This is a genomic window from Actinomadura sp. WAC 06369 (assembly GCF_003947565.1).
GTDB lineage: Bacteria > Actinomycetota > Actinomycetes > Streptosporangiales > Streptosporangiaceae > Spirillospora > Spirillospora rifamycini.
Window position 1 is genome coordinate 1 of record NZ_QHJN01000155.1, and the last position, 18,748, is coordinate 18,748.

An 18,748-nucleotide genomic window follows, 5' to 3' on the forward strand; every position below is an offset into this window, starting at 1 on the left:
GAAGCGACGCCGTAGGCGCCCTTGACGGGTTCCGGGCGGGCCGTACACTCCGGCCTCGGTCGGGGGGAAAAAGGGGGAGCTCTTCACCCGGCCGAAGGCCGGGATGGCTCAACCCCGTGACCCGGCCCGCGGCCGCCAATCACCCGGGCTCGCGCCGTGGCGGGGCGGGCCCTCGTCCCTCTCGGTCCGTCCCTCCTCCGCCCCCCGTCGGAGGAGGGACGGGCCTTCGTACGCTTCAGCGGCGTCGAGATGATCGCCGCTGCGGTAGTAGCTCGGTCTCGACTGCGGCCGCGATAAGTTCACTTCGCGCTCGGTAGCCGTGGTCCTCGGCGAGCTGGTCGAGTACAGCGATCTCGGCCTCGGTGGCTTGCAGTGCCCACAGTCGGCGGCGGCCTTGCGCGGCCGCCGTCGCCCGGGGCGATGCCGCTCCGCGGCTGGGGAACAAACTGTCCGATGATCGCTGAGCAGCGGCCGCGCGGGCCGCGCGCAGCGAACTGAGCTCGTCGCGGTGCGCATCGATGGCATCGAACGCGATCCGCGCGTTGTCGACGCCGTTTCGTCGGCGTCGCTTCGTGGCGGCCGCGATCGCCGCAGGGAGCAGGTACGCCCCTATCTGGTAGGTGGGTTCGGCTGCGGCCGGGGCTTCGTCCTCGGCAGGACTCTGAGGCACTGCGGGCGCGTCGAGCTGCTCATCCTGCGGGGTGGTCTCCGCCTTGCTCGGCACCTGGGCCCGTTCGGGCTGAGTCTCCGCCGTCGACGTCTCTTCAGGGGCTCCCTGCTGACTCGCGGGCGCGGGTGACCGCTGCCCCCGAGGGGGCAGACGTCCGGCTAGACCACCGGCTGCCGACCCGCCGAATGCATTGCCGAGAGCTCCACGCTCGCCGAGAGAGGACGAGTCGCTCATGCCTGCCCCTCGGCTGCGGCAAGGAGATCAAGGATCTCGGCGGCGAGCTTGCGGTAGTCCTCGGCGACGTTTCCGGCCGTGGGCGGGATGCGGGGCCCGTTGCGGGTGCCCGACCTGAGCGATTCCCACCATGCGGGCTGACTGGCGGCGTCCGACTCCAGTTCGTGAGCCACGCGGCCGTGGTCTCGGGCGGCGACGGCGATGCGCTCGGAGTGGCCGATCGTGGCGGCCAGTACGGGCGAGCTGCCGAACGCGGCCTCGACCTTCTCCCGGACCCCCCGCTGAATGGCGGTCTGCTGAGGGTTGCCGTCCTCGTCGCGTCGTCCTCGCGTGGTCGCGAAGAGCACGACTCCGAGCAAGCCGAGTCTGGGGTTGCTCTCCTGGGCGGCCTGGAAGCGTTCGGCGAGCAGGCGCATCCCCACCAGTCCGCCGGCGTCGGATTTCGTCGGCATGATCAGCCATCGCGCGGCCCTCAGTGCGAGGTCGACCAGGGTCGTGTTCTCTGGCGGGGTGTCGATGAGTACGAGGTCGTACTCGGCGGCGATCTCTTCCAGGGCGTTGGCCAGGGTCATCAAGGCTTTGGTGCCGTGGCGGCCCATCTGAGCGAGCACGATTGCGGTGAGGTCGGTGAGCGCGGTCCCACCTGGTACGACGTGTAGCCCCGGACGGCTGGGGATCGCTACGGGGCTGAGCGGCCGCCCGTGCTGGAGGGAGTTGAGCAACGCGATCCCTTGATCGTCCTCGGTGGCATCGCGGTACCCAAGATCGTCACTCAGGTTGGCCTGTCGGTTCAGGTCGATGGCCAGCACCTTGTAACCCGCGGCCGCATACAGTGCTGCCAGGTTCGCGGTGGTGCTGGTCTTGCCGACTCCACCTTTGTCGTTGGCGATCGCGATCACACGGGCAAGGCGGTCATCCTCCGCCTGCGTCTCCGGGTCCGCGAGAGACTGATCTGTCATCGCTCCCCTATCTCGGGTGGGCATGGTTGGTGTCGGGCAGTCTCTCACTCGCGCGTAGGGTCCGTCTTGCTTCTGATCTTCGTGGCGCGCTGCTCTGCTGGAGTTCTCGGCCGGGGGCGAGGGTGCGATTTCATTGACTGACTATCGGTCTAACTATCGGTCCATCTAACGGGCGAGGGCCCGACCATAAGGCCGGGCCCTCGTGCTGAGTGGTTCGTTGATCAGAGCTCGACCGCGTCGTCCTCGACCTCGCGGGCCTGTTCGCTGCGGTCCTGCTCTGCCGAGCGCTCGGGGTCGGTCATCTGGAGGTACGGGGCGGCTTCCTTCGCCGCGACCTCGCCGCTAAGGACGCTCTCGCGCCACGCTTCGCGCATCCGCTGCATGGGGTCCATCTCGGGTCCCTTCGGTCGTCGTGGGTGGCTGGCTAATCCTGCTGGGCGGATTGGCACTGGGCCGAGCAGAAATCGCCGGGCCAGTCGGCCGGGAGCTGCCCTCCGCATCCGGTGCAGGTCTTCATGCATCCTCCTCTCTGGGGTGGTCAGCGGGCGGCCGTGATGGCGGCGACCCACAGGGCGGTGATGTGGGCGGACTGGTCGAGCGCGTAGGCACCGGTCCCGCACGGCGCCGCGGTGCCGCTCCCCAGCTCGTAGAACTCCGTTTTGCCGACGCGGTCGGCGAGCCGGGCCAGCGGGCGGCGCCGGTCGATGACGTAGTGGCTGAGGGCATCGGCGAGCATGGCGCCGGCGAGCCGTCCGGGCCGGACGCGCATCCCGGTCACGGCCACGGCGGCCGCCGCGGCGGCGGCCTTCGCGGCGGTCAGGGTCGCGACGTGCCGCGCGCACGCGGCCCGGCCCTCGGCGCCCGGCTGGCCCTTGGCGAGGGCGTCGCCGTGCCGCTGGATCCAGTGATCTCCGACCTCGTGCGCGGCGTAGAACGCGGCGAACAGCAGTGCCGCGCGGGCGGCGCGAGCCTCGGGGGTCGTGGTCGTCATCTCTGCCTCTCCGGTGGTTGGACAGCGAAAGCCCGGGGCGGCGAGCAGGTCGCCGCCCCGGGTTCCGATCACTGCGCGGGCGTCTTGAACGTCCCGTCCTTGCTGCACTTGTAGACGTCCTTGCTCTGGCCGGAGCCGCCCTCGCGGCCCTGCCAGGTCACGGAGCTGGCGCTCCCGCAGGACGGGCAGCAGGCGGAGGCGCCGCTCACTTCTTGCCCTCGTCGCGCTTCTCACCGCCGTAGGGCAACTTCTTGCCCCACATGCCCTCGGTGCTGGTGGTGGCGGTGCCGCCGCTACTGGTCCGCTGATCGGACATACTGGTACCTCCTTCGGGAGAGCCCCGGGGCGCGCGTTCTTGGCGGAGTGAGCGTCTCGGGGCTTTGTGCTGTCTGCGGCCCCTTCGCGGTGCCGCTGTACCGAGCATGACATGATGAGTCTTGAAGTTCAAGACTCATCATGTCATGATCTCCTTGTACGACGGGAAGGGAGATCAGCTTGCTCGCACGGGCCGTAGTGAACTGCGAGAGTTCGGGAGTCACTAACTCATCAGGTCCCATTGTTGGGGCCCTCGCAGTACGGGAGTACGTCATGGCGACGGAGGAACGGCCGCCGGGTCGTCTGAGGCCGAAGTACGTGCAGATCCGACCGGATCAGTGGACGGCGCTGGATGACCTCGCGCGTGAACTCCAGGACGCCAAGAGCACGCGGGGAGGGGAGCGGATCACGGCGAACACCGTGATCCGGGTCGGAATCGACTTGGTGCTCACCCTGTCCGGCCGCCTGGCCGGAGAGACGGAGAAGGAGATCAGAGAAGGACTGTTCGCTCAGCTCGGCCTGACCGAGCCCGACGGCAAGTGAAAGGGACCGACCCCGGGCGCTCATCCGCCAAGACCAACGCACGGGGCCGGCTGCACCCACACAACAGCGAAGGGATCACTGTCTGATGAGTGTCACCAGCAGGGTAAAGGGCCTGTTCTCGCGCGGCGAGCGCCGCGCGGCCGGCGGGCCGTACATGGTCAACGGGGGCGAGGTCGAGCCGCTGGCCCCGTGGGGGCCGGGGACGGACGGCGTCCGGGAGATCCGGCACTACTCCGCGCGCCCGGCCGGGGCCAAGAGCACGGACAAGGGCGGGCGCGACGTGCTCACGGGGAGCCTGCTGTGGGTCGCGAGCCTCGTAATCGCGGCGGCGCTCGTCGGCGCCGGTTACGTCGCCTACGAGTCGCAGCGGCTCTTCGCCCTCGCGCACAACGGCGGGGACGAGCTGCGGGCCGCAATCACGGCGGCGCTCCCGGATGCCGGGTGGGTCGCGATGGCGGTGATCGCGCTCGTTGCGGCGCTGCGCGGCCGGTCGTCGCTGCGGGCCCGGACCGGCGTCCTGATCTTCTTCGCGCTGAGCCTCGGCGCGCAGGTGATGTACGCCGAACGCACCGCGGAGGGGATCCTCGTCGCGGTCATCGCGCCGATCGCGCTGGCGTGGATGCTCGAATCCCTGGTGGTGGAGGTCCGCCGCTGGGCGGCCGAACGGCGGGGGCTCGACCTGGACGAGAGCCCGATCCTGACAGGGCTGCTGCGCGGCCTCGTCGCGATCCCGCTGGTAACAGCCCGTTTCGCGGCCCGGCTCACGCTCTGGTGGGTGCGGCTGGCCTTCGACCGGCGCGGCACCTGGCGCGGGGTGCGTGACTGGGTGCTGGATGAGGCCCCGCTCGCACCCGGCCGGACGGCGGCGAGCCTGCGCGCACAGAAGGCGATCGCTCAGGCGGGCGACGCTCAGGCGGAGGCTCAGCGCGTGATGGCGGCCGCGCAGGAAGAGGCGGAGAAGATCAAGGCGGCCGCGCGGGACGAGGCCGAGCAGGCTCGGGCTCAGGCTGCGGCCGAGATCGAGCAGGCTCGCGCGGACGCTCGGGCCCGGGCCGAGCAGGCGCAGGCGCAGGCTGAGGCCGAGGTCGAGCGGACGCGCGCGGCGGCGCAGGCCGAGATCGAGCGGGCCGCCGCGGCGGCGGCCGAGCAGGTCGACGCGCGTACGGCGAGCGCTGACGAGCAGATCCGCAGGGCGCAGCAGGAAGCGGAGGCGCGGATCGCGCAGGCCCGGGCGAAGGCTGATACCGCAGTCGAGCAGACGCGCGCGGAGGCCCGGGCCGCGGTCGAGCGGGCCAACGAGAACGCCGAGGACGTGGCCCGGCAGTACCGGGTGCTGTCGGCGGCCCTGGAGTCGCTGCGTGCCGAGCATGACCTGCTGCTGCGGACCTCGTCCGGCAAGGCGCGGCTCATCGCCCTGTACGAGCGGCTGCGCCAGACCGGTGACCCGCGCTGCGGGGACCGTGACTACGTCGCCGAGCTGGCGCGGGAGCTCTACGAGCGGGCGGGGCTGGCCTCGGAGGGCACGGCCCGCAACTACCTGTACGAGCACGTTTCGGGCGGAACGGCCGTAAATGGGGTGGTCGCGTGACCGAGGAAAGCGTCTCGGGCGTCACCGGAACCTCACCCGGCGAAAAGGTGTCTGAATTGACACGCGCAGCAACAACAATGACCAGTGGATCAAACAGCGGCGAGGCCGTCTCCGGCGGCCTGCGGGGAGGTGATCGGGTGCACGACGACGAGCGCAGGGAGCCCCGAACGGAAGATCAGCCGAGCCCGCTCGCGCTGGGTCCGGCCCACTGGCCCGCGTACGCGGCGGCGGGCGTCCCGCTCGCGCCGCTGGCGGACGGGCCGCTGACCGACCTCGCGCAGGGCATGCCGGTACTCCTGGTGGGCGCGCTCGTCGTGGCGGGCGCGAGCACGGTGTACCGACGGTTCGGCGGCGGCCGCCGGCGTCGCCGCGGCGTCACCCTGTCGCCGCGTACGCGGGCCCGGCTGCGGCTGCGGCCGGGGCACGGGTTCGCGAGCAGGGGGCAGCTCTACCGGCACTACGGCCGGTGGCCTGCTCGCCGCATCGCCAAGCACGCGCGCCGGTCGCTGACGCTCCGCGACCGGTGGCTTGGCCCCTGGCAGGAGTACGCGACCTTCCATGGCCGTGCGCAGGGCCTCGTCCACCGGTGGGGGGTCTACTCCACCTTCGAGGACCTGGTGCTGATGATCGGCCCGCCGCAGGAGGGCAAGAGCCAGAAGGCGGCGGCGTCCATCATCGACGCGCCCGGCCCGGTGGTGGTCACCTCGATCCGGGGCGACCTGATCCGCGACACGGTCGGGCTGCGGCAGCAGCGCGGATACACCTGGATCCTCAACCCTGAGGGTGTGGGCCTCTACGGCTCCAACATGCGCTGGAACCCGGTCGTGGGCTGCGAGGACATCGTTGCCGCGGTCCGGCGGGCCGGGCACATGGTGGAGGCCAGCGAAAACCAGGGGCTCAGTGACGCCTCCTTCTGGGAGGACATCGGCACGATGACCCTCGCGTCGCTGATGCACGCGGCGGCGCTGATGGGCGGGAACCTGCGCAACGTCCGCGACTGGCTCGCCGGGGGCAAGGAGGAGATCACCCACCTCTTCTACGTCCTCTCCGAGCACGGGCAGGCGAGCGAGCATGCTGCGGGCGTGCTCTGGCACCTGCTCAACCAGATGCCCGAGAAGACCCGCGAGAGCGTGATCACCACTCTGAACCGTGTCCTGCGGTTCATGATCGACCCTGCGGTCGTGGAAACGCTGTGCCCGCCGGTCGGCGGCTCGGGTGACTTCGACTTCGAGGCGTTCCTGAACAGCAAGGACACGGTCTACCTGGTGTCGTCCCCGAACGGCTACACCACGGCGCCGGTGTTCGCGTCGTTCCTCGCTGAACTCGTCGCCGTGGCGACGGCCATGGGCAACCGGTACGAGGGCGCCGACGGCTCCCCGCGGTCCCGGCTGGATCCGCCCCTGACCATCGAGGGCGACGAGCTCGCGAACACGGCGCCGGTCCCGGTCGACTCCTGGGCCTCGTGGGCGTCGGGGTCGGGGATCCGGATCCACATGTACTTCCAGAGCTGGGCCCGGATCCGCGACCGGTGGGGCGCTGAGGGCGCCGAAGCACTCTGGGGCGCCGCCAAGTGCAAGGTGATCGGCTCGGGCGTCACCGAGGAGGCCGTCCTCGTCCGGATGTCGCGCCTCATCGGGAAGATCGACGTCCGGGAGGAGGACGAGATCACCTATGACCGGCGCGGCAACCAGCGCAAGCGCAAGCGCTGGTCGGAGGTCGACATCATCAGCCCGTCGGAGATCCGCCGCATCCCCCGGGGCAAGGCGCTGGTGCTGCGCTCGTCGGCGGCGGCGCCCACGATCGTCACCCTCGACTCGATCCGGCGGCGCCGCGCCTACAAGCAGTGGCAGAAGGCCGGCGCGCCGGTCGAGGGCCTGTTCGGCATCCAGCAGCGCGAGATCCCGACCGTCCGTCATGAACTCGCCGATCCTCCTCCGGTCCCGGCTCCGGCTCCCGAACCGGTTGACGAGATCGGGGCGCGGCGGGCCCGCAAGGATCCGGGCGCGGCGCCTCCGCTGCCCTTCCCGGCTCAGCCGGTCCCCGTCCCCGATGCGCACGACTCGGGGGCCGATGATCCCCCGGCGGGGTGGGGCGACGAGTGGCGCGCGGAGTGGGGCACCGCGCAGGACCCGCCCCCGGCCCCCGGCCCGGCCCGGGGATCGAATGACGACCTGCCGCAGGGCTGGTCACCGTGGAAGCGGCGGAGCGGGTAACGCATGACCGGCGACGAGAAGTATCTCGGCGACATCGCCCGGCCCCGCACTGCGGGGCCGGGCGAGTCGTCCGGCGGTGACATCGGCGCGGCCGTCGCGATCCTGGCCAGCGAGCAAGGCGAGACTCGCGCTCACCTGCAAGAGCTCCGCGACCAGCTCGGCGACGTGCTGCAAGACCTGCACAAGCTCGACCAGCGCACCGGGGACATCCCGGCGCTGGAGTCCAAGATCGCCGCGCTCGCCGATGCGCTCGACAAGCTCGTGCGCTCCGATGACGACGACTCCGACACCCGGCCGCGGGACCTGGCCCACATCGCTCCCGAGGATCGCGAGCAGGTCCTCGGCGACCTGGTGGCGTGGGTGCGGGACGTGCTGTTCGTCGGGTGGCCCTGGGCGGCGGCGTCCTTGGCGCCCTGCTGGCTGGAGCACCCGGACATCGTCAACGGCGTGCTGTGGCTGCGGGCGGCGTACGCGGCGGCCTACGACACTGCCGGGGCCCGGCCGCACGCTGCGGCGGACTGGCATCGCTGGCTTGATGACGTGATGGCCACGGCGGAGCGGCGCACGGAGGGCTGTCCCGAGGACGGCTCTCACGCGGTGCCGCCGGCGCCGCGCGACGACTCCGAGCGGCTCCGTGCCGTGGTGCGGCGCGACGCCTTCGTCAAGCTCCACCGGTTCCGCGAGTACCTACGGCCCGGCGCGCCCTACCCGCCCGATGTCGTCCAGGCGGCGCGTGAGGAGTGGGACAAGGCTGCCGCGGCTGTGGGTCTGACCGAGGACGCGTACAACCTGCTGGCTGAGCTGCATCGCCTCGCGCCGTACACGCAGAACGGCGCGCCCTACCCGCCCGAGGACATCACCGCGGCCCGCGCCCGGTATAGCGAGATCACGCGCTCGGGCGCCGTGACGCAGGAGGATTACCGCACCTTCGTCGCAGCGCTGGCGCGGGTGCGGCCGGGCACCTGACGGGCAGAGCATGAGGGGCGCCGCCAGTCTGGCGGCGCCCCTCGTTGCGTTCTGGGGGTCAATCGTGGATCCGGCCCCATGGGCGCTGTGCGGTCCGGGCGAGCAGCCATCGGATGGTGTGCTCGACTCCAACGGCGTAGCTGCGGCCGCGGCCGTGCGGTCGGCGGCCCTCGGCGACGTCGGCGGCGGCCTCCTCCTCGCCGGACATCTGCTCGGTAGACGGCGGCCACTGCACGGACCGCTCCCCGGTGATCGGCGCGTGCGACGTGACGCCGGTACACCACTCGATCGCGTCTATGACGCCCTGGCCCATCTCCGTGCCGGTCGGGTTCATCCTCGGCGCCCGGTACTCGGCCTGGACCTGGTTGTACATGTCCACGACGGTCTCGCGCGGCCTGATGATGCCGAGCTCCCACCGCGCCGACCGTTCCCGAGGGCTCAGGTTCAGCGTCTCGCCCGGGCGCCGGCTGTTCAGCCTCTCCCGAAGTGCTGCCTTCTCCTCGTCCGTGAGCGGGGTGTCATCGGACCACTGGACGTCCGCGAAGGCAGCATCGAGCTCCGCCAGCGTTCGGGCTCGCCGAGGTCGCTCCGGGGGCCGCTCGTTCATGACGTTCAAGGTAGCCCGATCCCTCCGGCCGGTCATCAACGCGGCCGCTACAGGCAACCGGGAAACGCCTTACCGGCTGAGGCCGTCATCGCGGCTGGGCGGTTCGGGCGGCCGGTACGGCTCGCGGTCCGGGCGCCTGCCTCGGTCCGCCAGGGCCTCGCGGATGCTCTGCGGATAGGCGGCCCGGACGATTTCGGCAGCATCGTCGGCCTCGCGCGCGGCCGGGTCACGGTCGGCCCGCGCGCGCTCGCGCGCTTCGAGCCGGGCCCGCTCGACCTCAGCACGCTCCTGCTCGCGCTCCTGCGCGCGGTCCCGTTCGGTCTGCTCGCGTTCGGTCTGCTCGCGCTGGGCGCGCTCCTGCTCGGCCTCACGGTCCCGGCGGGCCTCGGCGATCGCCGAGGCGGCGGCCGCCTTGTCGAGCCGCTCGGCGAGCTCGGGCTGCGCCTCGCGGTCGACCTGGTCTGCGACGCCGAACACGTCGAGCGTCTGCTGACCCGGGATCGGCTCCGGCACCTCGACGGGGGCCGCGGCGGGCTCTGCGGCCTGGGCCTGCTGCTCTCGCGGCTCGCGGCCATGCTCGGGCGCCTGGGCGTGCTCGACGGTGCGGTCGACCTCGGCGGCGCGGTCGGCTTCGGCGCGGTCTCGCGACTGGCGAATGTCCTCGGCGCGCTGCCGGGCCTCGGCGTCGAGCTCGTGCTGAGCCCACGCCTCGGCGAGCCGGACCCTCCGGGCCATCTCGTGGTCGCGGGGGTCTTCGGGGAGTTCCTCGACCTCTCCGCGGGACCATGCGCGGCGGCGCCGGTCCCATTCGGCCTGCTGCTGCTGGACGAGGTCCCACTCCTCCATCTGCCGCGCGGCGGCCGGGCCGTGAGACGGCTCGGCCTGCTGCGGCTCGGCCTGCTGCGGCTCGTCCCATGCCGCAACGCGCTCGACCTGGGCCCCGAGGTCGAGCTCAAGCTGTCCCTCGACCTGGGCGCGGTCGCGCTCGGCCTCGGCGCGGGCCTGCTCGGCGGCCCGCTGCTGAGCCTGCCGCTCAGCGGCGTCGGCGGTGTCGACATGCAGAGGGGGCAGTGCCTCGGCGTCGATGTGCTCCCGGCGGCGCAGCTCGGCGTCCGCGCGCATCGCCATCAACGCAGCGTCGCGGGTGCGCTCGTGCCATGCCTGCCGGGCCTCATGCACGCGCGTGAGGACCTCGCGCCGGTCGCTGGCGGCCGCCGCGAGTGCCTCCTGTCCAGCGGCGCGGGCGTCCAGGGCGGCCGCGGCGTCGGCGTCACGACCTCGGACCGCGTCCGCGCGGGCCCGGAGCCGTACCGCCTCGGCGGCCCGGTCCTGCGCCTCGCGGGACACCATGCCGAGCTCCTCACCGACGTAGGCCGGCGCCCACCGCGCTTCGCGCTCGTAGGCGGCGCGCATCGCCCAGAGCTCGCCGTCGGTCGCCGAGACGATCTCTCGGGACGCGTCCGGGCGGCCCATAGCGTCGTAGGCGGCCCACCATGCCGCGCGCTGCTCGGGAGACGTCCTCGCCGGTGCAGGCCCGATGGCGTCGCTCTCGGCGTCGTACCCGTACTGCTCGCGGTAGGCGGCGATGGCGCCTGCCCGCTCGGCCCATGCCTGACGCTCGCTCAGGTCCTCGGCCGGGGGCTCGCCCAGGATCTCGGCGAGCCACGCGGGCGGCTGATGCAGCGCCGAGTAGCCGAGTTCGGTCTGTCGCATCTGCGCCCGGTCGGCGAGCTCGGCAAGGAACTGGTCGGTCTCGGGGATGCCCGTCGTCGGGATCCGGTCGCGCCAGGTCCCGGAGATCGCGTCCTCGCTGATCTCCAGCCGCTCCAGGTCGATGCCGCGAGCCTTGGCCGCTTCGGTGATCCGCCAATGCAGCGTCTTGGCCAGCGACTCGGCGGTGTCGAGCTCGCGCTCGGCGATGGCGGCGTCAAGGATCCGGTCGGCGGACCGGCCGGACAGCTCGATCTGATGCAGCAGGCGGCCGAGCGTGCCGAGCGCCTCGTCGTCGCGCAGACGGGCGGCGTCCTCAGCGGTGAGCATGCCGCGCTCCTCCGCCCGGGCGACGTAGCCCAGTGGGAGCTTCTCCCGGATCTGGTCGACCATCATGGCGCCGAGGTGGCCGAGGTTCCGGGGGCGCTCGCCCTCCTCGATCATGGCCTCGATCGCGGTCTTATCCGCTTCGCGGTTCGTCAGGATGCTCGACAGGATCGCGATCCGGTCCCCGGCGAGCGGCTGCCCTCCCCGCGCGTACGCGGCAGCGTCTTCGAGCGGGTTCTCGACACTCCACGCTCCATCGGTGCCGCGCAGGAGTTCGGCGGCGCGGTCGCGGGCCTGCTCGGGGCCCGGCCGCAGGTCTGCGGCCCGCTCCCGGTCCAGGTCGAGCGGGACGTACGCGTAGTTCCCATCGCGGCCGCGGGTGAGCATGACGTACAGCGCTTCCGCCGTGGTCCCGTGGTCCGGGATCGAGTGGCAGGTGTCGACCGTGCGGCCCTGCGCCGCGTGCACCGTGCCCGCGTACCCAAGCTCGACGTGCTGACGGACGTAGGAAGCGGGGAGCTCGACGGTTTCACCGAGCGTCCCATCACGCTCGACGCGACGCGCGAGCAAGGCCCCGTCCTCTCGCGTGTATCCGACCTGCAACACATCGCGGTTAGTGAGCTCCTGCTCGTTCTCCTCCACTTCGGTGTTGCGGCGGGCCATGATCAGATCGCCGCGACCTGCGGTGTTGCCGTCGGCAAGGCGGGCACCGTCCTGGGCCACGATGCCGAGCGCTACGAGTTCGTCGCGGATCCGGCCAGACAGTTCGGCGGCCTTCTCGTTCGTCCCCACCAATAGGAGGCTCTGCCGACCTGCGAGGTAGTCGGACAGGTACCGGTCCAGCGCGAGCGTCTCCATCTCTTCGCGGGACCCGTCGCGGAACCGGCCGTGCTCGTCGTAGTCGCGCAGGGCCTCGGGCAGACCATCCCGCAGAGCGATGGACGCCTCACGCTCCCATTCCTCGCGGAACCTGACGACGGTGGATAGCTGGTGGGCGCCGCCCACCGTCACCAAGCGGCGCATGGCGCCTCCGGCCCCGGGCGCCGATAGCTGGTGGTCGTCGCCCGACCAAAGCACCTTGGCGCCGGCGGCGTCGGCGAGCTGCTGGATCCGGGCGAGGTGATCCGTGGTGACCATGCTCGCCTCGTCCACCAGGACGAGTTGCCCGGGCTGGAGGGATGCCTCGCCCTCGTTGACCGCGGTGAGCCAACGCTCGATGTTCATCGCTGAGTCCAGGCCCTCGGCCTGGAGGACTCCGGCCGCGTTCTGCGACGTCGTCAGACCGAGCACGGGCGTCCCTGTCTCGCTCCGCCAGATTTCGGCCAGTCGGCCTACGGTGAACGACTTCCCGGTTCCGGCCGGGCCGACGAGTACGTCAACGCGGCGGCCGGAGGTCAGGATGCCCGTGAGCGCGGCGGCCTGGTCGGCGAACGGGCGCATGCCCTCGGGCATCGGAGCGCCGCGTAGCGCGGCTTCCTTCGCCTCTTCGACGCTGGGGCCAACTAGAGCGGCGGCCCGCTCCGGGTCCACGCGGGGCGCATCGGTTCCAAGCGCGGCCGCGGTCAGCGCCGCTTCCCGGTCGAGCTGGTCGACGGTGGTGTACCGCTCGGCGGCCTGGGCGAGGTAGACGCTCCGGCCGTCCGGCCTCTGGAGGTCGGCCGGGATCGTGACCTCGTCGGGCGCATTGAGCAGGCGTACCCCGGTGACCGCTTCGTTTCCGAGCGCCATGTCCGTGAGGGACTCAAGGAGCGCCTCGACGCGCTCGGGGTGCAGCCCTCCGAGGTAGTCGGGCAGATGCCGATCGATCATCCGCGTCAGCTCAGGTCGGGTCCACTCGGCCTTGCCTCGCTGGACGTCGGCGAGCGCGGCCTGCAATACCCGGTCGACGTCGGCCTCGGCGAGCGACCGCGCTGGCTGGCCCTGCGGGATCCGTCCAAGGGTCTGCTCGGGGATCCCGCTGAGCTGCCCGATCTCCTCGGCGCGGGCGCGCTCCTCCCACTGCCGCAGCCTCTCGGCCTCACTGACCGCATGCTCCTTGGTCTTGGGCGCTTTCGTGGCCTTCGTCGCGTCCTGAGCCATTTTGAACAGGACGCGCGGCGACGGCTCCCGACCATGCGCGGCCACATATGCGGCTACGCGCCTTTCGAGATCCTCGGTCACCTGAACGCGGCGGCTGGAAAACTCCGCGATCATTTCCGGGGACACCCCAACGACCTCGCGGCCGTTCCCGTCCGGCCGGGCCCGGAACTCCAGTCCGAGACGGCGGGACAGGTACTCCTCCATCGCGCGCTCACCGTGCGCGGCCGCACCCGGGCGGGCCTTGAACACTGCCCGGCTGTCGAGCGTCACCCATTTCCCGTCGGCGGTCTGCTGCCGGTTAAGGATCGCCTGATGCACGTGTAGTTGCGGGTCACCCTCACGATTGGTGTGCTGCCTGAAACGGCCCACCACCCATCCGCCGGCCTCGACCCAGCGGCCGGTAGTGCGGCCCGCGATCTTCGCGCCGTGGTAACCGACCCTGGCCTCTCCCGCATGCTCTTGCAGATAGCGCAGACTCGCATCCGCTCCGGCCATCACGCCATCCCAGACAACGCCTGCGGCCTCGCGGTACTGCGCGGCCTGCTCGACGTTTCCGGCGGCCTCGGCCTCACTGGCTGCCGCGAGCAATCCGGCATGCACGAGGGTGACGGACTTGGACGGGCTAAAGGTCGCGTCCAGGTGGATGACTGCCTGCCGGGCCTCGCCCTTCGCCTCGTATTTCAGTTCGGCGAGTCGTTCAAGCGACGCCTCAGGCTCGGCCGCCACCTTCGTGGCGTAGATCTCTTCCCACGACCGGAACGTGGTCTTGCGACGCCCGAGTCGCGCCTTCTCCTCATCAGGGACAGAAGAGTCAAGGAAGTTCGGGTCACGCGGGTCGAGAAAGGTCTCATAGAGCTTCTCGAAAACCGCGCCGTCGATCTCGGTCCCGGGCTCCAGGCCGAGCGTTCGCGCGCCCTCTCCCCACCAGACTCCGGGCGGCTCGCCGTGCTCAGCGACCGATGACAGATAGTAGTTCTCGGCGCCGCGGCCAACCTGCCGGGTGAGGTACTTGGCATCACGGCCCGGCGCGATGCTGAGCACGCGATCACCTCCTCACCTCGACCGGCCCGCGTGGGCCGGTGACCTGCGGCGCGACGTTCGGAAGATCACCGCGCAGCGACCATCCTACCATGATCATTAATAATGCCTAGGTGTGGTGGGTTGCTTAGGGCTTGTGGCAGTGGGTGAACTGAGGCATGGTGTTGGGCTGTGAGGTGGGCTGAGGGGGTGATCTGGTGGTGCTGGCCAGTGCGGGTGACGTGGTCGAGTTCGGTGGGCTGGCTCCGCTGGGCGTCCGTTGGCCCGGCCTGGGCCGCCGCTACCGTGCGTCGCCGTCGCGCGCGGCGCACCCGACGCCCGGCGGCCGCGACGGCTGGCCGCTCGCGCCCCTCCTCCGCCCGGTCCGCGGGGAGGAAATGGCGAGCGGACTGTTACCGCATTCCCGTTCTTCCGCCCCTCGGAGGTCCGCGTGTCCACCCATTCCCCCCGCCCCAACCCCGGCCGCCGAGGGCGGCCGGGGCGCGATTCTCGCGCTGGCGCATCGGCGGCCGATATGGCGCGCACCCTCGCGGCCGCCGGACGGCGCCGGCGCGCCAAACACGCCGGACTATCCGCCGCGCTCATCGCCGCCGCGCTGCTGCTGGTATGGCTTGTCTCGGGTTCACTCCAAATCGGCGTAGGCGCCGCGTTCCTGGCCGTGGGGCTCCTGGTCGTCCTCCAGGGCGGCCGCCGCACTGATGACGCAGCAAAATGGCGGAAAGGCGCGGTCGGCGAGCGCTCCACCGCGCGCATGCTGCGGCCGCTAGAGCGCCGCGGCTACGTCGTCCTGCACGACCGTGGCCTAGGCCGGGCTGATGACGTCGCCAACATCGATCACCTCGTGATCGGGCCGGGCGGCGTGATCGTGGTCGACAGCAAGAATTGGCACAAGAACACCATGATCCGGCGGCGTCGCGGACAGATCTGGGTCGGCCGGACTCGCGGCGCAAAGGTCGTCGCCGGTACCGCCGTCGAGCGGCGCCGCGTTTCCACCGTGCTCACGATGGAACTGGGCGAGCGCCTCGGGCGTCCGGTCGAAGCACAGGCCGTCCTTGCCGTTCACGGCGCGAAACTGCCCTACTGGCGGCGGCCGGAAATCGAGGGGATTCCGCTGCTGCGCGCCCGGTCCGTTCGTCGGTGGATCACCTCGCTCCCCGCCGTTTACGACCAAGAGGCTGTTACCGCGCTCGCCGATGCCGCAACGCGGCGATTTCCGCCGTATGAACCGCCGGAGCATCGCCGCGCTGCGGGCAATCGTTACTGACCTCAGAAAAGGCCGTCGGCCTCGGTAAGTCCGGCGGCGGCCGCGGCCTCGATCGCCGCGTCGATGTCCCGGCCTGCGGCCCGCGCCGCGAGGATCGCCGCGCGGATCGCCACGGCGCGGCCGTGGGCTCCCCGGACGTCGGCGAGCGGCCCCGAGCGGCGCCACTTGCGGGCCCGGTAGTCCGCATCGTTCTGCGCCCGGGGGATGAGCTCCCAGTGGGCGGGGTTCTGGCATGAGCTCTCGTCGCAGCGGTGTCCGATCACCAGGTCCTCGCCGGGCCGCGGCGCGATGACGCCGTACTCGGCCTGGTAGCCGTAGGTGTGGGCTGTTACCACGATGCTCGGGCCGCTTGCCCTGGCGGCTTTGAGCTTGCCGTGCCCGGTGTCGGACACGGCGCCGAGCCAGTACCAACACGCGTCCGGGTCGCGCCGGTGGACCTTCGCTCGGTACCGCTGGCGGGTTGGTGGGTGGTCGAGCAGGGCGGCCCATACCTCGCTCGGGATCCGGCCGGACAGTCCTCGGCGTGAAGCGGGGGCCGCTTCGCCGAGCAGGACGAGTTGCCCGGGCCGGTCGTCCTGCGCTTCGGTCGGGTCCTCTGCGGCGGCCGTCTCGGGCGGCGGGTCGGCGGCCGCCGGACCAACTGAAGCGGGCCGCGCGGGGGGCTTCGTCGGTTCCGGCGGCTGTGCCTCCTCGGCGGCGAGCTCGGCTAGCGCGTCCTCGAACGTGAGTTGCCCGTCCGTCGTGCTCGGCGACCGGGTGCCTCTCCGCTGGCTCACCGCGCGTCCTGGGGCGGCTGGTCGCCGTACATCCGGCGGAGCATCTTGATCTCGCGGCGGCGCCGCTCGCGCCGTCCTGCCGGGCTGCGCCACCACTCCGCGTGCAGGTCGGCGGCGGCGATCCCGGTCAAGACTGCGGCGACCGGGAGTATCCAGGCGATCCCTTCCAAGAGCGGTTCCCCGCGCATCGCCTGGGCGAGCAGGCTGACCGGGGCGAGCAGGCTCATCCAGGCGGCGAACACGCCGAGCGTCCGCATGACCAGCACGCGCACGGGCATCGGGTCACCCTCCCGCGCGGCCGCTGCCGCGGCCCTGGTCGGGCTGGTCCGGGTGCGCCGCGCGGGCGGCGGCGGCCTGGTCGGCGACCATGCTGCGCAGCCATGCGACCTGACCGGGCATGAGGGGCACCGTGCCGACGTCCTCGCCGGCGACGGTGACGTGGGCGAGCGCGACCGGCGTCACGTCCGGGTCCTCGGTCGGGTACTCGGTCATCAGCGCGGCGAGCTCCTCGACGAGCGCGCGGGCCTGGTCGGCAAGGGACTGGGGGGCCATGGCCATGACCTCACTCCTTTCCGCGGCCGCGGCCGCGACTCTGCTCGGCCCGGTCGGCGCGGGCCTCGGCTCGGTCCGCGCGGACCTCTGCCCGGTCGGCGCGGTCGGTGGCCTGGTCGGCGAGCTGGTCGGCGCGGGTGAGGCGCTCGCGCAGCTCGGCGACACGGTCGGCGGCCTCCTGGCGCACGCGGGCGAGCTCGGCCGCGGCGTCGTCGGCGGACTGCTGCGCCTGGATGGCCTGCCGCTCGGCCTGCGTCACGCGCCGCTCGGCCTCGGCGCGGGTCTGCTCAGCCTCGGCCCGGATCCGCTCGACTTCGGCCCGCGTCTGCTTCGCCTGCTCGGCGGCGGCGTCCTCGGCGGCTCGCACTTGGTCGGCGGCCGCCTGTTGGGCACGAGCGATCTCGTCCTGAGCCTCCCGGGCGGCGTCCTCGGCGGCGGTCCGGGCGGCGGCGACGTCGGCGGCCGCTTCGTCCCGGATCCGGGTCCGCTCGGCGTCGAGCTCGGCCCGCGCCTGCGCGATCTGCTCCGCGGCGGCCGCCTGCGTTGCGGCGGTCTCCTGCTCGGCCTCGGCCCGGATCCGCTCGACCTCCGCGCGTGCCTCCGCGCGCGCCTCCCGGGCGGCGTCCTCGGCGGCTGCCCGTGCCTGCTCGGCCGCGACGCGCTCGGCCTGCATCTCCTCGGCGGCCGCGTCCGCCTCCCGGGCCGCCTCCTCGGCGGTGCGGGCGCGCTGCTCGGCTCCGAGCGCGCGGGACTCGGCGGCTGCGGCCCGCTCCTGCGCGGCCGCTTCGGCGGCGGCGATCTGGACTTCGGCCGCGGTGGGGTCGCCGATCGTGGCGACCTGCCCGCGGAGCCGCTCGACCAGGGCGGCGAGCTGGTCGGCGAGCGTGGTCGCCTGCTTGAGCAGGTGCGCGCCCTGCGCGGTGGCCATGGTGACCGGCGCGGCGTCGTCGGCCTCGGTCACGGTGTCGCCGGCCTGCTCGCGCTGCTGGCGACGGCGGGCGAGCCACGCGCTCTTGGCGGTGTGCTCGGGGTTGTCGCAGTACTCGGGGCGCGGCCCGCGCTGTCCGGCGGGCTTGGGCTCCGGCGGCTGCGTGCATCCGGGGTACTTGCACACCGGCGCGGCGGCGGCCGCCTCGGTGACCTCGGGCTCCTGAGGTGATGACACGTGGCACTCCCTTCTTGGGTCGTTCGCTTACAAACTCATCATATCCCATCTCTCGACGGAATGGGATGGATTAGATGGGATGAGATGGGATAGAATAGAGGTGACGGAGGGACGGCAACCCCTCCAGGAACCGCCACCAAGAGGAGGACGCATGATCACGCGTAAGGACGGCCGGGTGTCGCTGGAAACGGTCGAGGACGGCGTTGTCTACGTGGCCGCGAACATCGTGAAGGTGATCGCGGCGGCCGGGCACCCGGGCCACGACCGTGAGGCGGTCGCCGCCCGGGTCCTGTCTGACGAGGGACTCGACGCGATCCGGGACGCCTACGTCGGCCTGGTGGAGGCAGGGACGGCTCCGGTCGATGCGCTCCGGGCCGTCGGGGTAGAGGCGATTCGCGCCTACCGCCGTACTCACGGCTTCTAGCGCCGCGCACCCCAATGAAACGGGCGGCGAGCAGATGGCTCGCCGCCCGTTATCCTGTGCCTTCGCTGCCCTTCCGGGGTGGTGGTTCCTGGCGGCCGAGGTCTGTTGCCGCCGCTCCGCGGGGCGACCTGCGGACGGAATGACCTCGGCCGCCGTTCGCGTTCGTCCGGTCCTAGCCTCGTGCGGAGGCTGCTGGCGCTGGCCCTGGTGGTCGTCCTGGTGGTGGTGGCTGGGGGAGGTACGACGGTCGTACCCGTCCCTCGGGGCTGCTGGGTCGGTTGGTTGGGGTGGGGGCCGGCTGGGTGCTGCTTGGCTGGGCCCCGTGCT

16 protein-coding genes are annotated in these 18,748 nt (G+C 72.0%); 6 read left to right on the forward strand and 10 right to left on the reverse strand.

The window, feature by feature from the left end:
- Nucleotides 1-235: 235 nt before the first annotated feature.
- From DMH08_RS31265 to DMH08_RS31275, 4 genes are all read right to left on the reverse strand, one after another.
- Nucleotides 236-724: a hypothetical protein gene (locus DMH08_RS31265; protein WP_125619551.1), complete on the reverse strand. Its 489-nt coding sequence runs from the start codon at nt 722-724 to the stop codon at nt 236-238.
- A gap of 176 nt (nt 725-900) precedes the next feature.
- Entirely contained in the window at nt 901-1,863 is a 963-nt protein-coding gene (locus DMH08_RS31270) for a ParA family protein (RefSeq protein WP_125619553.1), read from the reverse strand.
- 221 nt (nt 1,864-2,084) lie between these two features.
- Nucleotides 2,085-2,255, reverse strand: a complete 171-nt coding sequence (locus DMH08_RS40450) for a hypothetical protein (RefSeq protein WP_158642419.1) — start codon at nt 2,253-2,255, stop codon at nt 2,085-2,087.
- A 146-nt stretch (nt 2,256-2,401) separates the two neighbouring features.
- A complete protein-coding gene (locus DMH08_RS31275) occupies nt 2,402-2,854 on the reverse strand; it encodes a DUF3307 domain-containing protein (protein WP_125619555.1) in 453 nt (150 codons plus the stop codon).
- Nucleotides 2,855-3,442: 588 nt separating this feature from the next.
- On the opposite strand from DMH08_RS31275, the gene DMH08_RS31280 reads away from it, so the two are divergent.
- The 4 genes from DMH08_RS31280 (at nt 3,443) to DMH08_RS31295 (ending at nt 8,479) form a co-directional block, all read left to right on the forward strand.
- A complete protein-coding gene (locus DMH08_RS31280; RefSeq protein ID WP_125619557.1) occupies nt 3,443-3,712 on the forward strand; it encodes a hypothetical protein in 270 nt (89 codons plus the stop codon).
- A gap of 85 nt (nt 3,713-3,797) precedes the next feature.
- Nucleotides 3,798-5,300 carry a DUF2637 domain-containing protein gene (locus DMH08_RS31285; protein ID WP_125619559.1) on the forward strand — a complete coding sequence of 501 codons (1,503 nt, stop codon included), beginning with the start codon at nt 3,798-3,800 and terminating at the stop codon, nt 5,298-5,300.
- 77 nt (nt 5,301-5,377) lie between these two features.
- Nucleotides 5,378-7,513, forward strand: a complete 2,136-nt coding sequence (locus tag DMH08_RS31290; RefSeq protein WP_125619561.1) for a type IV secretory system conjugative DNA transfer family protein — start codon at nt 5,378-5,380, stop codon at nt 7,511-7,513.
- 3 nt (nt 7,514-7,516) lie between these two features.
- Nucleotides 7,517-8,479 carry a hypothetical protein gene (locus DMH08_RS31295; RefSeq protein ID WP_125619563.1) on the forward strand — a complete coding sequence of 321 codons (963 nt, stop codon included), beginning with the start codon at nt 7,517-7,519 and terminating at the stop codon, nt 8,477-8,479.
- 58 nt (nt 8,480-8,537) lie between these two features.
- On the opposite strand, the gene DMH08_RS31300 is transcribed toward DMH08_RS31295, so the two are convergent.
- Together DMH08_RS31300 and mobF are read right to left on the reverse strand one after the other, a co-directional pair.
- Nucleotides 8,538-9,086 (reverse strand): hypothetical protein, encoded by a 549-nt coding sequence (locus DMH08_RS31300; RefSeq protein WP_125619565.1) that lies wholly within the window; start codon nt 9,084-9,086, stop codon nt 8,538-8,540.
- A gap of 69 nt (nt 9,087-9,155) precedes the next feature.
- Nucleotides 9,156-14,243 carry a MobF family relaxase gene (gene mobF / locus DMH08_RS31305; protein WP_125619567.1) on the reverse strand — a complete coding sequence of 1,696 codons (5,088 nt, stop codon included), beginning with the start codon at nt 14,241-14,243 and terminating at the stop codon, nt 9,156-9,158.
- Nucleotides 14,244-14,754: 511 nt separating this feature from the next.
- Between mobF and DMH08_RS31310 the strand changes: the two genes are divergently transcribed.
- Complete coding sequence (locus DMH08_RS31310) at nt 14,755-15,504, forward strand: nuclease-related domain-containing protein (RefSeq protein WP_125619569.1); 750 nt, start codon at nt 14,755-14,757, stop codon at nt 15,502-15,504.
- A gap of 2 nt (nt 15,505-15,506) precedes the next feature.
- Here DMH08_RS31310 and DMH08_RS41200 read toward each other — a convergent pair whose 3' ends face one another.
- From DMH08_RS41200 to DMH08_RS31330, 4 genes are read right to left on the reverse strand one after another with little or no spacing between them, the layout of a single operon-like run.
- Entirely contained in the window at nt 15,507-16,280 is a 774-nt protein-coding gene (locus DMH08_RS41200; RefSeq protein ID WP_199748097.1) for a hypothetical protein, read from the reverse strand.
- Entirely contained in the window at nt 16,277-16,558 is a 282-nt protein-coding gene (locus DMH08_RS31320; protein ID WP_125619571.1) for a hypothetical protein, read from the reverse strand. Before DMH08_RS31320 ends, DMH08_RS41200 begins: the two co-directional genes overlap by 4 nt.
- A 4-nt stretch (nt 16,559-16,562) precedes the next feature.
- Entirely contained in the window at nt 16,563-16,838 is a 276-nt protein-coding gene (locus DMH08_RS31325; protein ID WP_125619573.1) for a hypothetical protein, read from the reverse strand.
- Nucleotides 16,839-16,842: 4 nt separating this feature from the next.
- Nucleotides 16,843-17,997 (reverse strand): hypothetical protein, encoded by a 1,155-nt coding sequence (locus tag DMH08_RS31330; protein ID WP_125619575.1) that lies wholly within the window; start codon nt 17,995-17,997, stop codon nt 16,843-16,845.
- A 151-nt stretch (nt 17,998-18,148) separates the two neighbouring features.
- Here DMH08_RS31330 and DMH08_RS31335 point away from each other — a divergent pair, with 151 nt between their 5' ends.
- Complete coding sequence (locus DMH08_RS31335; RefSeq protein WP_125619577.1) at nt 18,149-18,421, forward strand: hypothetical protein; 273 nt, start codon at nt 18,149-18,151, stop codon at nt 18,419-18,421.
- Nucleotides 18,422-18,748: the final 327 nt, after the last annotated feature.

What these genes read in the sequence shown, in the direction of transcription:
- DMH08_RS31270 (WP_125619553.1), bottom strand. Translation starts at nt 1,863, where the DNA reads ATGACAGATCAGTCTCTCGCGGACCCGGAGACGCAGGCGGAGGATGAC.
- DMH08_RS40450 (WP_158642419.1), bottom strand. Translation starts at nt 2,255, where the DNA reads ATGGACCCCATGCAGCGGATGCGCGAAGCGTGGCGCGAGAGCGTCCTT.
- DMH08_RS31275 (WP_125619555.1), bottom strand. Translation starts at nt 2,854, where the DNA reads ATGACGACCACGACCCCCGAGGCTCGCGCCGCCCGCGCGGCACTGCTG.
- DMH08_RS31280 (WP_125619557.1), top strand. Translation starts at nt 3,443, where the DNA reads ATGGCGACGGAGGAACGGCCGCCGGGTCGTCTGAGGCCGAAGTACGTG.
- DMH08_RS31285 (WP_125619559.1), top strand. Translation starts at nt 3,798, where the DNA reads ATGAGTGTCACCAGCAGGGTAAAGGGCCTGTTCTCGCGCGGCGAGCGC.
- DMH08_RS31290 (WP_125619561.1), top strand. Translation starts at nt 5,378, where the DNA reads ATGACCAGTGGATCAAACAGCGGCGAGGCCGTCTCCGGCGGCCTGCGG.
- DMH08_RS31295 (WP_125619563.1), top strand. Translation starts at nt 7,517, where the DNA reads ATGACCGGCGACGAGAAGTATCTCGGCGACATCGCCCGGCCCCGCACT.
- DMH08_RS31300 (WP_125619565.1), bottom strand. Translation starts at nt 9,086, where the DNA reads ATGAACGAGCGGCCCCCGGAGCGACCTCGGCGAGCCCGAACGCTGGCG.
- DMH08_RS31310 (WP_125619569.1), top strand. Translation starts at nt 14,755, where the DNA reads ATGGCGCGCACCCTCGCGGCCGCCGGACGGCGCCGGCGCGCCAAACAC.
- DMH08_RS31320 (WP_125619571.1), bottom strand. Translation starts at nt 16,558, where the DNA reads ATGCCCGTGCGCGTGCTGGTCATGCGGACGCTCGGCGTGTTCGCCGCC.
- DMH08_RS31325 (WP_125619573.1), bottom strand. Translation starts at nt 16,838, where the DNA reads ATGGCCATGGCCCCCCAGTCCCTTGCCGACCAGGCCCGCGCGCTCGTC.
- DMH08_RS31335 (WP_125619577.1), top strand. Translation starts at nt 18,149, where the DNA reads ATGATCACGCGTAAGGACGGCCGGGTGTCGCTGGAAACGGTCGAGGAC.